This is a genomic window from Sphaerisporangium sp. NPDC005288 (assembly GCF_040607475.1).
Lineage (GTDB): Bacteria > Actinomycetota > Actinomycetes > Streptosporangiales > Streptosporangiaceae > Sphaerisporangium > Sphaerisporangium rhizosphaerae.
Map to the genome: position 1 here is coordinate 12,374 of NZ_JBEXGT010000059.1, position 12,333 is coordinate 24,706.

Genomic DNA, 12,333 nt, shown 5'->3' on the forward strand with positions numbered 1-12,333 from the left:
GGGAGGGCGGTCAGGCGACGACGAGCGCCTCGGCGGTGAACTCGCGGCCGGCGACGATCTCGGAGACGAACCCGTCCGGCCCGACCGGCCGGTCGCCGATCAGGGTGACGCGGTGCAGGGTGCGCTCGACGTCGAGGTGGTCCAGGTCGGAGGGGGCGAGGTGGGCGGTGGCGCGGTTGTCCCAGAAGGCGACGCTGCCGTGCTCCCACCGGAAGCGGACGGTGTACTCCGGGCGGGTGATCTGCTCGTACAGCAGTTCCAGTACGCGGCGGCTCTCGTGGGAGGACAGGCCGACGATGCGGTCGGTGAAGCCGGGGTTGACGAACAGGGCCCGTTCCCCGGTCTCGGGGTGGACACGGACCACGGGGTGCACGGAGACCAGCAGGTTGTCGTTGATCCGCTTGAGGAGCCTGCCGTCCTCCGCGGCGGCCTGCTGACCGGCCAGGAAGCGGTGCTCGGCTCGCAGCCCGTCGGCGAGCCGGCGCAGCGGGTCCGACAGGCCCTCGTAGGCGGCGACCAGGTTGGTCCACTGGGTGTCGCCGCCGAAGGCCGGGACGGTCTCGGCCCGCAGGATCGAGGCGGCCGGCGGGTTGACGGCGGCGGTGACGTCGGTGTGCCAGCCGGAGTAGTAGGAGTACTGCCGCGTGCGGTACAGCTCGCGGTACTGCTTGCCGTACCGCTCCTCGTACCGGCGCGGGTCGATGGTGAGGATCTGCGGAAACTCCTCCGGCGGCGCGTCCTCGTGCGGGTGGGCGTGGGTGAGGTCGCCGAACCGCCGGGCGAAGGAGATCTGGGCCGCATGGTCGAGGGTCTGCCCGCGGAAGAACACGACCTTGTGCGCGAGGAGGGCCTGGCGGATCTCCGCCACCGTCGAGGGGTCGAGCGGTCGGGAGATGTCGATGCCTCGGATCTCGGCGCCGATGTGCCCGGCGACGCGGCGGACGTCCAGGGTGGTGGTCGATGGCATGAGCTTGGGCCTCCATGAGCTCTGGTGGCGCGGGCCCGGGGTCGCGGACCGGCGCGGTGAGGTGCGGGGCCGGTACATCGACCTTGTGTCATTTTCCCCTATAAGTCAATAGGGAATACATGGAATATGCCGGCGGTCCCTCTCGGAGGCGGGGCCCGCGTGAGCGGCTCCTCAGGCCTGGGCCAGCGTCAGCAGCCCGGCGCCGACGAGCGCCGCCGCCCACATGCGGTCGACGTTGAACCAGGCGCGGCGCAGCACCGTCAGCCCGGCCACCTCGTACACCACCAACGCCACCACGCCGGCGACCGTGAACATGGCCAGCGTGTGCAGCGCCGCCACGCCGAGGTCGCCGGCCAGCGCGTGCGCCAGATGCCCGGCGTACCCGCCCGTCATGCCGTCCATGCCGTGGACGCCGTTCATGCCGGACATGCCGGGCATGCCGCTGTGGGCGTCCTGGCCGGTCTGGACGCGGGTGAACAGCGGGACGAGCATCAGCCCCGCGCCGTGCGCGGAGGACATCAGGAACGACCACGCGGCGAGCTGCGGCAGCGACAGCCGCATGCCCACCCAGCGGAAGTGCCGGTTGGACAGCAGCCGCCACAGGCCGAAGACGACGAGGGCGGCGCCCCCGGCGATCGACAGCGCCGTCGCCGTCACCAGCGAGCCGGTGACGGCGACGGCGAGCGCGACCAGCGCGACCGAGGCGAGGTGGCCGGCCGCGATCGCCGGCAGCGACCACGCGAGCCTGCCCCTGCTGTGCTCCTGCAGGCCGCGGGCCACCGCGAACAGCCATCCCATCGCCGGGTTCAGGCCGTGGAAGGCGCCGAGCAGGAGCGCCGCGGTGATGGTCACGGGTAGCAGTAGGAGTCGGAGGAGGCGTCGCCGCCCTGAAGCCGCACCTGGTGGGGACGAAGGCCGCGGAAGTCGTCGCCGTGCGGGAAGAAGCGCTCGTCGAAGGCGAACGTCCCCGCATCGATCTTGGCCATCCAGGCGCCCACCCCTTCAGGGTAGAACTGGTCGTCCCACGCCCCGTACAGCGAGTTGGTGAGGTAGACGCGCCGGCCGTCCCGGCTCACCTCGACCATCTGCGGGCCGCCCCGCAGAGGGACGTCCGGCGCGGCCGGGTGCGCCTGGGTGCGGGCGATGCCGCCGATGCGCAGGGAGCCGATCTCGACCGGCGTGAAGGGGTCGCTCACGTCGTACTGCTTGATCTCCCCGGTGCCCCAGCAGGAGACGTACAGGCGCCGGTCGTCCACCGACAGGTCGATGTCGGTGATCAGCGGAGGCACGGCGCCGAACGGCTTGAGCAGGTCGGGCAGGTCCTCGGGGTCGGCGGGCTCGGCCGGGATGTCGATGACCTTGCGCGCCTGCCAGCGGCCGTCCTCCTGGAACCACGTCCACACCGACGCCGACAGGTCCTCGACGCTGATCACGACGCCGGCGAACCCGTAGGTCCGCGTGGGGTCGTGCGCGGGGCGCAGTTCGAGCGCCATCTGGTACTGGTCGCCGAGGTCCACCTCCTGCACGTGACGGCGCTTGCGCAGGTCCCAGAAGTGCAGCTTGTGGCCGTACTGGCGGCCGAGGAGCAGCTCGCCCACGACGCCGTTCTCGATCATCGACGGGGTGCCCCACTCGGAGGTGACCAGCACGTCGTGGTTGATGTGCCACCAGAAGTCGTAGGCCAGGTACTGCGGCCCGCGGTCGCGCTCCCACCGGCCGAGCACCTCGAACGACAGGTGGTCCAGGACCGCGATGCCGCCCGGGCCCTCCTGGCCGTCCGCCCCGCCGAGCGCGGAGACGTACAGCCCCTCCGGCCCGCAGTGGACGGTGTGCGGGCGCGAGTACCCGGCGCGCCTGGCCAGCTCCTCAGGCTCGATCACCTTGACGATCTCGGGGCTGATCCGGTCCTTGGTGTCCAGGATGTAGATGCGCGAGGAGCGCAGGCCCGGCACGACCAGGTAGCGGCGCTCGACGTGCGGGTGCGGCGCGTACGGGCACAGCGCGCTGCTGCAGGCGTTCCACCCGAAGTGGTGCAGCTCGTCGCCGGTGTTGGGCAGGTCGGTCCAGCCGACGACCTTGCCGTAGCCGGGCGACGCGGGGTCGGTGTCCACGACGGCCATGGCATCGGGCCTTTCGGCCCGCCGGTCGAACGCGGCCACGTAGGCGAGCCGTTCCGCCGGCGCGGTCGCGGCGTCTCTCGGCGACGGGTAGAAGGTCGGGTCAGGAGTCCAGAGTGCCATGCCCCCATGATTCCGGCATTGCCTATGGAGTCAATAGGTAATCTACCGGTGACGGCGTGTCGTCAGTGCTGGTGACAGGACATTTCTATGTATATCCGGTAGGAAATATTGACTTGGTCGGCCCCGCCGTCGTAGGTTCGATCTATGGGCCAAGGGCTTTACCTCACACGGCGCTCGCACGTCGACTTCGGCCACCTCGCCAGCGCGCAGTGTCGCTGATCGCGCATCGCGGGCATCCTTCACACCCGCCCACACCGGCGAGGGGCGCGTGCGGCCAAGGTGCCGCCGCGATCCCACCTCGCGCCTCCGCGTGGCCGACGGTGTCCACGCCTTCCACCACCCGTGTCACCTCCGAACGACCGTCCCTTCCGGCATGCCCCGCCCGCGGCGCGGCCTCGCGCGAGCATGCCCTTCCTCCATGAGGCCTTCCGTGATCAGACGCAGACACGCCCTTCTCCCCGTTCTCCTCGCCACGACCCTGGCCGCGTGCGGCTCGGCCTCCGGCGCCGCCACGCCGGGCGGCCTGGAGCTCACCGAACTGCGCTACCAGGGCAGCGTCGGGGCCGTCAGCTTCCCCGAGCTGGCCGAGGAGCTCGGCTACCTCGCCCCCATCAAGCTCAAGTGGATCGGCAACACCATCTCCGGCCCGCAGGACATCCAGGCCGCGGCCACCGGCCAGACCGACTTCGGCGGCGCGTTCGACGGCGCCATCGTCAAGCTCGCCGCCGCCAAGGCCCCGATCAAGGCGGTCGTCGGCTACTACGGCAGCGACAAGGACAGCTACGTCGGCTACTACGTCGCCGGCGGCTCGCCCATCAAGGGCCCCCGTGACCTGATCGGCAAGAAGATCGGCGTCAACACCCTCGGCGCCCATCTGGAGGCCGTGGTCAAGGAGTACCTCAAGCGAGGCGGCCTCACCCCGCAGGAGATCGCCAAGGTCGAACTGGTGGTCGTCCCGCCGGTCAACACCGAGCAGGCGCTGCGCCAAGGGCAGATCGACGTGGCCGCGCTGTCGGGCATCCTGCGCGACAAGGCCCTGGAACGCGGCGGCATCCGCCCGCTGTTCAAGGACATCGACCTGTTCGGCCCGTTCACCGCGGGCAGCGTCGTGCTCACCGAGCGGTTCATCCAGCGCAACCCGAACACCACCCGCAAGTTCGTCGCCGCCTTCGCCAAGGCCGTGGAGTGGACCCAGACCCACTCCCGCGAGGAGGTGGTCGCCGAGTACAAGAAGATCATCGCGGCCCGGGGCAGGAACGAGGACGCCGGCGGCGTCGCGTTCTGGAAGAGCAGCGGCGTCGCCAACAAGGGCGGCGTCATCGACGCCAAGGAGTTCCAGACCTGGATCGACTGGCTGCAACGCGAGGGCGAGATCAAGCCGGGCCAGGTCAAGGCGGCCGACCTCTACACCAACCAGTACAACCCGTTCGCGAGCGGGAGCGCCTCATGAGCCCGGCCGGCCGTTCCGTCGCCGTGACGGACGCCGTGACCGCCCTTGCCACGGGGGACCGCGCCCGGACGAAGATCGAGATCCAGGGTGTCGGCAAGACCTTCGAGGTCAGAGGATCGGACCAGCCGTTCACCGCGATCGAGGCCATCGACCTGGACGTGCGCGAGGGCGAGTTCCTCACCCTGGTCGGGCCGAGCGGCTGCGGCAAGTCGACGCTGCTCGACCTGATCGCCGGTCTCACCGCGCCCACCACCGGACAGGTCGTCATCGACGGCCGCGCGGTGACCGGGCCGGGCCTGGACCGCGGCATCGTCTTCCAGCAGTACGCCCTGTTCCCCTGGCGCACGGCCCTCGCCAACGTCGAGTTCGGGCTGGAGGCCAAGGACGTGCCGCGCAGGGAACGGCGCGAACGGGCCCGCCACTATCTCGACCTCGTCGGGCTCGCCGGGTTCGCGCAGCGCTACCCGCACGAGCTGTCGGGCGGCATGCGCCAGCGCGTCGCCATCGCGCGCAGCCTGGCCTTCGACCCCGACGTGCTGCTGATGGACGAGCCGTTCGCCGCCCTGGACGCCCAGACCCGCGAGTCGCTGCAGGAGGAGCTGCTGCACATCTGGGAGAAGACCGGGAAGACCATCGTCTTCATCACCCACGGCATCGACGAGGCGGTGTACCTGGGGCGGCGGGTAGCGGTGATGACCTCCCGGCCCGGCCGGATCAAGAAGATCATCGACGTGGCGTTCGGCTCGCGCGAGGGCGACCTGCGCGCCGACCCGCGGTTCGGCGAGTACCGCCACGAGATCTGGACCCTGCTGCGCGACGAGGTCGCGGCGGCTCAGAAGCAGGAGCGGACCATTGGCTGACACCCTCGCCGCCCGCGGCGCCACTCCGCGGGCGGCGTCCCAGAACCCGGCCCCCGGCGCCACCCCGCGGGTGACACCCAAGAACACGGCCCCCGCCGCGCCTGCGCGGAAGCGGCGGGCCGGCGGCGGGCTGGTGGCGCTGCTGGCCCGGCGGTCGCTGGCGCTGGTGCTGCTCGCCGCGACCTGGGAGCTGTTGCCCCGCACGGGCGTGGTGGACCGGGTCTTCGTGCCCCCCTTGTCGGAGGTCCTGGCCGCCTGGTACGACCTGCTGGCCGGCGGGCAGCTGCTGGAGCACTTCCAGGCGTCGCTGATCCGCTCGGTGTCGGGGTTCGGCCTGGCCATCGTGCTGGCCATCCCGCTGGGGCTGGCCATCGGCTGGTACCGCCCGGTCGCCGACTTCCTCACCCCGGTGCTGGAGCTGTTCCGCAACACCTCGCCGGTGGCCCTGCTGCCGGTGTTCATCCTGATCCTGGGCCTGGGCGAGACCTCCAAGATCACCTTCATCCTGTACGCCTGCGCCTGGCCGATCCTGCTCAACACCATCGGCGGCGTCCGCACCGTGGAACCGCTGCTGATCAAGTCGGCCCGTTCCATGGGGCTCGGCCCGCTGCGCCTGTTCCGCAAGGTCATCCTGCCGGCCGCCGTGCCGGCCGTCTTCACCGGCGTCCGCCTGGCCGGGGCCTACTCCATCCTCGTGCTGCTGTTCGCCGAGATGGTCGGCGCCAAGGCCGGGCTCGGCTACCTCGTCCAGGACGCCCAGTTCAGCTTCCGCATCCCCGACATGTACGCGGGGATCATCACGATCTCGGTGCTCGGCGTGCTGTTCAACCTGCTCCTGCTGACCGTGGAGCGCCGCTTCTCGACCTGGAGGACCTCCGCATGACCGCCCGCACGCTCCACCTCAACGCCTTCCTCATGGGCGTGGGCCACCACGAAGCGGCCTGGCGCCACCCGCGTACCGAGCCCGCCCGCCTCACCGACGTCCGCCACTACCAGCGGCTCGCCCGCATCGCCGAGCGCGGCCTGCTGGACTCGGTGTTCCTCGCCGACGGCCTGGCCCTGCAGGGGAACGTCCGGCACAACGCGCTCGGCGGCCTGGAGCCGCTCACCCTGCTGGCGGCCCTGGCGGCGGTGACCGACCACATCGGGCTGATCGCGACGGTGTCCACCACCTACAACGAGCCGTTCCACGTCGCGCGCAAGTTCGCCTCGCTGGACCACATCAGCGGCGGCCGGGCCGGATGGAACATCGTCACCTCCGCGAGCGAGGCCGAGGCCCGCAACTTCGGCATCGAACGGCCCGCGCACGCCGACCGCTACGCCAGGGCCACCGAGTTCCTGGAGGTCGTCACCAAGCTGTGGGACAGCTGGGAGGACGACGCGGTCGTGGGCGACCGGCACAGCGGGACCTACGCCGACACCGGGAAGATCCACGCGCTGGACCACCAGGGCGTCCACTTCCGGGTCGGCGGCCCGCTGAACACCTCCCGCTCGCCGCAGGGCCACCCCCTGCTGGTCCAGGCCGGGTCCTCCGAGGACGGCAAGGAGTTCGCCGCCCGCTTCGCCGAGGCCGTCTTCACCGCCCAGCAGACCCTCGCCGACGGCCAGGAGTTCTACGCCGACCTCAAGGCGCGCGTCGCCGGGCACGGCAGGCGCCCCGAGGACGTGCTCGTCCTTCCCGGCATCTCGCCGATCATCGGCTCCACCGAGCAGGAGGCGCGGCGGCTGGAGCGCGAGCTGGAGGAGCTGATCATCCCCGCCTACGGGCTGGCGCAGCTCGCGCACCTGGTCGGCATCGACCTGCCCGAGGAGGCGCTGGACCGGCCGCTGCCGGAGGTCCCGCTCGAGACCGAGGGGGCGCAGAGCCGCCGCAAGCTCGTCATCGACATCGCCCGGCGCGACGAGCTGACCGTGCGGCAGCTCCTCGGCCGCCTCGCGGGCGGGCGCGGGCACCGCGTGGTGACCGGCACCCCCGAGCAGATCGCCGACCAGATCCAGACATGGTTCGAGAACGGCGCGGCCGACGGGTTCAACATCATGCCGCCGATCCTGCCGGACGGCCTGGAGCGCTTCGTCGACCACGTCGTGCCGGAACTGCAGGCCAGAGGGCTGTTCCGCACCGCCTACGACGGCCGCACCCTGCGCGGCAACTACGGCCTGGCACGGCCCGCCTCCCGCCACGCGGCCGGCGACTCCGGCGAGCGCCTCGGCGTGGCGGTGGCGTCATGAGCGTCCCCGTGGCGCTGGTCGGCAACCCCCGCCCCGGGTCCAGGACGCTCACGGCGGCGGTCGCGGCGGCCGAGGCGGTCGGACGGCGGACCGGGCACCACGGCCCCCCGCGCGTCGTGGACCTGTCCGAGCTCGCGCCGCTGCTGCTCACCGGCCCCTCGCCCCAGGTGGAGGCGGCGCTGGAGACGGTGGCCGGGGCCGGGGTGCTGGTGGTGGCCAGCCCCACCTACAAGGCCACCTACACCGGCCTGCTGAAGGTGTTCCTCGACCGCCTCCCCCCGGGCGCCCTGTCCCGGACGGTGGCGCTGCCCCTGCTCGTCATGGGCGACCCCCGGCACGCGCTGGCCGTCGAGCTGCACCTGCGCCCGGTGCTGGCCGAGCTCGGCGCGCAGGTGCCGACCCCCGGTCTGGCCCTGCTGGAGTCGCAGATCCCCGATCTGGAGGCGGCGCTCGCCGGGTGGGCCGACCGGGTCGCGCCCCAGGTGGCCGCGACGTCGCGGGAGAGGGCGGAGATATGACGGAGACGGTGCCCGCTCAGCGCCCGCCGTTCCGCCTCCCCAGGCGGGACGACGGCACGCCGCCCACCGGCCCGGCGTCCGCGCGCCCCGATGGCACGGCGCCGGGGTCGGTGGACGAGGAGACGTTCCGGCAGGCGCTCGCCGTGCACGCCGCGGGCGTCGTGGTGATCACCGCGCAGAGCGAAGGCGTGCCGGTCGGGCTGACCGCCACCTCCTTCTCCTCGGTGAGCCTGGACCCGCCGCTGGTGTCCTTCTACGTCGCTCAGGAGTCCACCACCTGGCCGTGGCTGCGCTCGGCCGACCACTTCGCCGTCAACATCCTGACCGGCGACCAGGCGGAGCTGGCGGCGCGGTTCGCCCGCAAGGGCGTCGACCGCTTCGCCGAGCCGACGCGCTGGCGGCCCGGGCCGCTGGGCGCGCCGTTGCTGCAGGACGTCTCGGCGCACCTGGTGTGCCTGCCCTACGACACCTTCACCGTGGGCGACCACGTGCTGGTCGTCGGGCTGGTCGCCGAGGCAGGGGTCTACCACCCCGGCCACCCGCTGCTCTACCACCAGGGCCGCTTCGGCCGCTTCACCACCCACCCCTGACCGCCCGCCGGCCACCGTCCAGGGGAGGTCAGGGCCCGCCGCCCGACTCCCGCCTCCCGATGACCAGCCCCCGCCGGTCCGGCTCACGCCCCCGGATCGGCGGGCGGCTCGCCGCCGGCCGCCCCGCCGCCCGTCACAGGCGGGGCGGCCGGTCCGGCGGACGCCCCGCCGGCATGGCCCGCGGTGCGGCGATGGGAGCCTCGGACGGCCGGGTCAGGGCGTGGAGCGGCGCCCGCGGAACAAGGAGCGCCACCCGGACCGTGTCCCGGCGGGTGGTTCGTCCAGGGGCTCGGTGGCGGCCGGCGTGTCCGGGGCGGGCTCTGCAGGGCGGCGCTCGCGCCAGTCACCGACGACCTCCTCGACGTCGAAGGGCATCAGGTTCAGGGGCGGGCCGGACAGCGCCTTTCTCGTGCCGTCGAGGATCTTCGCGTTGATGCCGGCGATGATCTCGCGCACCTCGGTCTCCGAGCGGGCCCGCGCGGCGGCGGCCAGGGCGTCCTCTGCCTCCCTGCGCAGGGCGAGCGAACCGGGCAGCGGGAACCTGAGGTTCTCCTCCTCCAGCTTGCGCTTGATCCACCACATCTCGTCCTGCGGCTCGCCCTGGCCGGGCAGGGGCTTGCCCGCGCCCGGCAGGTCGTCGAACAGGCCGCGTTCGGAGGCCTCACGGATCTGGCGGTCGACCCACGTCTCGAACGGAACTCCCCGCGGCTTGCGCTCCGTCACAGGCTCGCCTCCACGTCCTCCACCCGGCTCCCTGTCACCATAATCGGCCCGGTGTCCGGGTCACGCGGTGGGTTCGCGGCCGAGGCGCGACGTAGAGGCGGACCCGAGCGCGGCCCGCGTCAGGCGACCGCGGGCTCGTCGATGAGGGCGACGCGGACGGCGGCCGGGTCCTCGCCGCCCAGGGGGACCGCGAAGACCACGGCGCGCCCGCGGGCGGCGTACACCACGAAGCGCAGGCCGTCCTCATCCCAGGTCTCCCGCACGTCCGAGCTCAGCCGCGCCGAGGCCGAGCAGTACGCGGGACTGCGGTAGAGCAGGCGCAGGGTGACCTCCAGCGGCACCTCCTCAGGTGAGGGGACGGCGAGCGGCCTGCGCAGCCGCACCAGCAGCCGGCGCAGCGGCATCAGCCAGGCGTGGTCCAGTTCGGGCGACAGCGCCAGCAGCGCGGCGGCCTCGGCGACGCCGAGGGCGGCCAGAGGCGCGTCGACCGGGTGCGGGCCGGCCCAGACCGCCGCGACGCTCGCGGCCAGCAGCAGGCCCGCGCGGGCGAAACCGCGCAGGTCGACCGGCCTTGCGTGCGCGCCGAGACACCCGCAGGACGACATCGGCGCGGCGCGGCGCGCGTAGGCGAGATAGGCGAGGAACCCGGCCGACAGCGCCGCGGCGGCCGCGCCCTCCGCGGGCACGGCCGGCGGGAGCAGCAGCGCCGCCGCCACCGCCAGTTCCAGCACCCCGACCAGGCGAAGTGCCGGGACCGCGCGCGCCGCGCCGACCAGGCGTGCCAGCGCGGTGCGCCCGGCCTGCGCCCGCGTCCGGCGGCCGAAGAGCTTCAGCACGGCCGCCCAGACGAGGAGCGGGCCGATCACGTACGGCTGCAGCGCGGCGATCCCGTTCACAGGCGCTCCTAGTGGGGGGAGAAGACGGTGGCGATGTCGACCTGGTTGGTGTCGGGACGCCAGGCGCCCAGCACCTGGACGTGCTGGCCGACACGCAGCAGCGAGAGATCGGCCGACGGCGGGGCGTCGGAGTAGACGGCGACCGACTTGCCCGGCACCTGGTGGCAGACGATCTCCTGCCCGTTGTGGTCCAGGTGCAGCCGCTCGCTGGTGATGTTGCGGACGTGGCCCTTGATGTTGACGATGTTCAGCCACACCGACTCCGCGGCGAGCACGCCGTCGGGCATGCGGACGCCCCGCGCGTACAGGCCGTCGCCGGGACGGGCCTGGTCGAAGGCGACCGGCCCGAGCTTCCACAGGCTGGTTCCGTCGACGACGCGGATGCGGTGGAACACCATGTTCGAGCCCAGCACGAACAGGGTGTTGTCCTTGACGGAGCGGATGCGGCCTTCGGCGAAGTTCGGGTCGGGCGCGCCGGGCACGATGTCGGGCGCGGCGGCGCCGAAGGCCGCCTCGGGGCCGAGCGAGCCCATCGCGGTCGCGGCGAGCACTCCGGCGCCGCCGCCGAGCACGGCGGACTTGAGCAGTTGCCTTCTGCTGGTCATCGGCGGACTCCTAGGGAACCGAGATCTCGGCCGGCCGCAGGCCCGCCGACAGACTGGCGATCTTGCTGAAGGCGGCGGGGGTGAGGTCGAGCAGCCGGTTGCTGGCGCAGGTCGCGCCGCAGCAGCTGCGCTCGCCGCAGAACAGGTCGGTCTGCGGGCCGCAGTCGGCGATCGAGGTGACGACGCTGGTGCCGGTGCACAGCGCCGTCGTCCGGTGCGTGAAGCCGCAGGTCCGGCGGGACAGGCTGACGCCGCAGCTGTCCGGCCGGGTGATCGACAGGCAGGCGTCGGAGGTGTTGGGCCAGGCGTGTTGCATGCTGCCGGAGTTGCAGGTGCCACAGGCGCCGTGCCCGGCGCTGCTGCACGGCCCCCAGGCCGAGCCGCAGCAGAACCAGGACACCTCGCCCTGGACGGGGCCGAGCAGGTCACGGGGTGGGTCGGCGGACTGGCTGCGCGCCATGCGCGTCCTCCTAGGGGTTGGGATGCGGATCCCCCGTGTCAGGCGGTACGGCTGGTGGAAACTTCCTGACAACTCCCATGAATAACAGGTAATAATTCTCCGTCTACGACCAACTTTCGATCACTCGAAAGCTATGGAACCGCGCGGCGTCCCGCCCGCTCGGGCGGGGCGGGCGGGGCCGGGGCGGCTGTGAACACCCGCGTGGGACGGCCGCTCTCGCCGACCCCCGTGTCATTCCGGCCAGGTCCAGTGCGGTACCTCACGCAGCGGATGGAGCGCCTCGTCGGTCTCCGCGTGGGAGTTCTGGAGGGCGACGCGGGATCCGAACTCGACGTGCGAGCGGAGGGCCTCACGGAAGGGGGCGTCGGCGGGCAGGCCGGCGGTGTCCGCGGCGGTCATGTACAGCTCGACGAAGCGGCGGCGCTGCTCTTCGGTGATCTTGAGGCCGCGGTGGACGGCGATGATGTGCGGGAATCCGCCCATGTCCGCGGTGAAGTCGGCCGGTCCGCCGAAGGTCTCGGCGGTGAAGGCGGTGAGGTGGGTGACGTGGTCGGGCCGCCCTTGGCCGAACAGGGGGTGGAGCAGGGGGTCGGCCAGGACGCTGGTGTAGAAGACGTCGATGAAGCGTCGTAGCCCTTGCAGGCCGCCGGCATGCTCGAAGAGAGTGATCATGATTACAGCATTACGTGATTTCCTCCGGGTGTCCATGGCCGACGGCGGCGCCTTCGAGGCCTGCCGGGTGCGAAGGGCCGGGCCCGCGTCCGATCGCCGGCGCCGACGGCCGCCGGGGCGGAA

Annotated in this window: 14 protein-coding genes; 6 read left to right on the forward strand and 8 right to left on the reverse strand. The window is 72.4% G+C overall.

Annotated features, from left to right (window positions below; genetic code table 11):
• Positions 1-10: 10 nt before the first annotated feature.
• The 3 genes from ABZU32_RS36575 to ABZU32_RS36585 all read right to left on the reverse strand — a co-directional run bounded on the left by ABZU32_RS36575 (position 11) and on the right by ABZU32_RS36585 (position 3,207).
• On the reverse strand, positions 11-967 hold the full coding sequence (locus ABZU32_RS36575) for a TauD/TfdA family dioxygenase (RefSeq protein WP_354930207.1): 957 nt from the start codon (positions 965-967) through the stop codon (positions 11-13).
• Between the two features lie 171 nt (positions 968-1,138).
• Positions 1,139-1,819, reverse strand: coding sequence for a hypothetical protein (locus ABZU32_RS36580; RefSeq protein ID WP_354930210.1), 681 nt, complete (start codon positions 1,817-1,819; stop codon positions 1,139-1,141).
• On the reverse strand, positions 1,816-3,207 hold the full coding sequence (locus ABZU32_RS36585) for a selenium-binding protein SBP56-related protein (protein WP_354930213.1): 1,392 nt from the start codon (positions 3,205-3,207) through the stop codon (positions 1,816-1,818). Before ABZU32_RS36585 ends, ABZU32_RS36580 begins: the two co-directional genes overlap by 4 nt.
• Before the next feature lie 430 nt (positions 3,208-3,637).
• Here ABZU32_RS36585 and ABZU32_RS36590 point away from each other — a divergent pair, with 430 nt between their 5' ends.
• Genes ABZU32_RS36590 through ABZU32_RS36615 form a run of 6 tightly spaced genes read left to right on the forward strand, consistent with a single transcriptional unit; the run spans position 3,638 to position 8,854 of the window.
• Positions 3,638-4,657, forward strand: coding sequence for an ABC transporter substrate-binding protein (locus ABZU32_RS36590; RefSeq protein WP_354930216.1), 1,020 nt, complete (start codon positions 3,638-3,640; stop codon positions 4,655-4,657).
• Positions 4,654-5,517, forward strand: coding sequence for an ABC transporter ATP-binding protein (locus ABZU32_RS36595; RefSeq protein ID WP_354930218.1), 864 nt, complete (start codon positions 4,654-4,656; stop codon positions 5,515-5,517). Before ABZU32_RS36590 ends, ABZU32_RS36595 begins: the two co-directional genes overlap by 4 nt.
• The gene (locus tag ABZU32_RS36600) at positions 5,510-6,400 is read left to right on the forward strand and encodes an ABC transporter permease (protein ID WP_354930221.1); all 891 of its coding nucleotides are present in this window, start codon (positions 5,510-5,512) and stop codon (positions 6,398-6,400) included. The genes ABZU32_RS36595 and ABZU32_RS36600 overlap by 8 nt, the downstream gene beginning before the upstream one ends.
• On the forward strand, positions 6,397-7,746 hold the full coding sequence (locus ABZU32_RS36605; RefSeq protein ID WP_354835728.1) for an LLM class flavin-dependent oxidoreductase: 1,350 nt from the start codon (positions 6,397-6,399) through the stop codon (positions 7,744-7,746). The genes ABZU32_RS36600 and ABZU32_RS36605 overlap by 4 nt, the downstream gene beginning before the upstream one ends.
• Complete coding sequence (locus ABZU32_RS36610; RefSeq protein WP_354835726.1) at positions 7,743-8,264, forward strand: NAD(P)H-dependent oxidoreductase; 522 nt, start codon at positions 7,743-7,745, stop codon at positions 8,262-8,264. Before ABZU32_RS36605 ends, ABZU32_RS36610 begins: the two co-directional genes overlap by 4 nt.
• Entirely contained in the window at positions 8,261-8,854 is a 594-nt protein-coding gene (locus ABZU32_RS36615) for a flavin reductase family protein (protein WP_354835724.1), read from the forward strand. Before ABZU32_RS36610 ends, ABZU32_RS36615 begins: the two co-directional genes overlap by 4 nt.
• 213 nt (positions 8,855-9,067) lie before the next feature.
• Here the strand turns inward: ABZU32_RS36615 and ABZU32_RS36620 are convergent, their stop codons facing one another.
• From ABZU32_RS36620 to ABZU32_RS36640, 5 genes are all read right to left on the reverse strand, one after another.
• Positions 9,068-9,577, reverse strand: coding sequence for a DUF1992 domain-containing protein (locus tag ABZU32_RS36620; RefSeq protein WP_354930224.1), 510 nt, complete (start codon positions 9,575-9,577; stop codon positions 9,068-9,070).
• A gap of 119 nt (positions 9,578-9,696) precedes the next feature.
• On the reverse strand, positions 9,697-10,473 hold the full coding sequence (locus tag ABZU32_RS36625) for a MauE/DoxX family redox-associated membrane protein (protein WP_354930227.1): 777 nt from the start codon (positions 10,471-10,473) through the stop codon (positions 9,697-9,699).
• 8 nt (positions 10,474-10,481) lie between these two features.
• A complete protein-coding gene (locus ABZU32_RS36630) occupies positions 10,482-11,078 on the reverse strand; it encodes a cell wall protein (protein ID WP_354835717.1) in 597 nt (198 codons plus the stop codon).
• Between the two features lie 10 nt (positions 11,079-11,088).
• Positions 11,089-11,538, reverse strand: a complete 450-nt coding sequence (locus ABZU32_RS36635; protein ID WP_354835714.1) for a hypothetical protein — start codon at positions 11,536-11,538, stop codon at positions 11,089-11,091.
• Positions 11,539-11,769: 231 nt separating this feature from the next.
• A complete protein-coding gene (locus ABZU32_RS36640) occupies positions 11,770-12,210 on the reverse strand; it encodes a group II truncated hemoglobin (protein ID WP_354930230.1) in 441 nt (146 codons plus the stop codon).
• Positions 12,211-12,333: the final 123 nt, after the last annotated feature.

Bases quoted from the DNA above. Each gene is read 5' to 3' on its own strand.
- ABZU32_RS36575 (WP_354930207.1), bottom strand. From the start codon at position 967: ATGCCATCGACCACCACCCTGGACGTCCGCCGCGTCGCCGGGCACATC.
- ABZU32_RS36585 (WP_354930213.1), bottom strand. From the start codon at position 3,207: ATGGCACTCTGGACTCCTGACCCGACCTTCTACCCGTCGCCGAGAGAC.
- ABZU32_RS36595 (WP_354930218.1), top strand. From the start codon at position 4,654: ATGAGCCCGGCCGGCCGTTCCGTCGCCGTGACGGACGCCGTGACCGCC.
- ABZU32_RS36605 (WP_354835728.1), top strand. From the start codon at position 6,397: ATGACCGCCCGCACGCTCCACCTCAACGCCTTCCTCATGGGCGTGGGC.
- ABZU32_RS36610 (WP_354835726.1), top strand. From the start codon at position 7,743: ATGAGCGTCCCCGTGGCGCTGGTCGGCAACCCCCGCCCCGGGTCCAGG.
- ABZU32_RS36615 (WP_354835724.1), top strand. From the start codon at position 8,261: ATGACGGAGACGGTGCCCGCTCAGCGCCCGCCGTTCCGCCTCCCCAGG.
- ABZU32_RS36630 (WP_354835717.1), bottom strand. From the start codon at position 11,078: ATGACCAGCAGAAGGCAACTGCTCAAGTCCGCCGTGCTCGGCGGCGGC.
- ABZU32_RS36635 (WP_354835714.1), bottom strand. From the start codon at position 11,538: ATGGCGCGCAGCCAGTCCGCCGACCCACCCCGTGACCTGCTCGGCCCC.
- ABZU32_RS36640 (WP_354930230.1), bottom strand. From the start codon at position 12,210: ATGATCACTCTCTTCGAGCATGCCGGCGGCCTGCAAGGGCTACGACGC.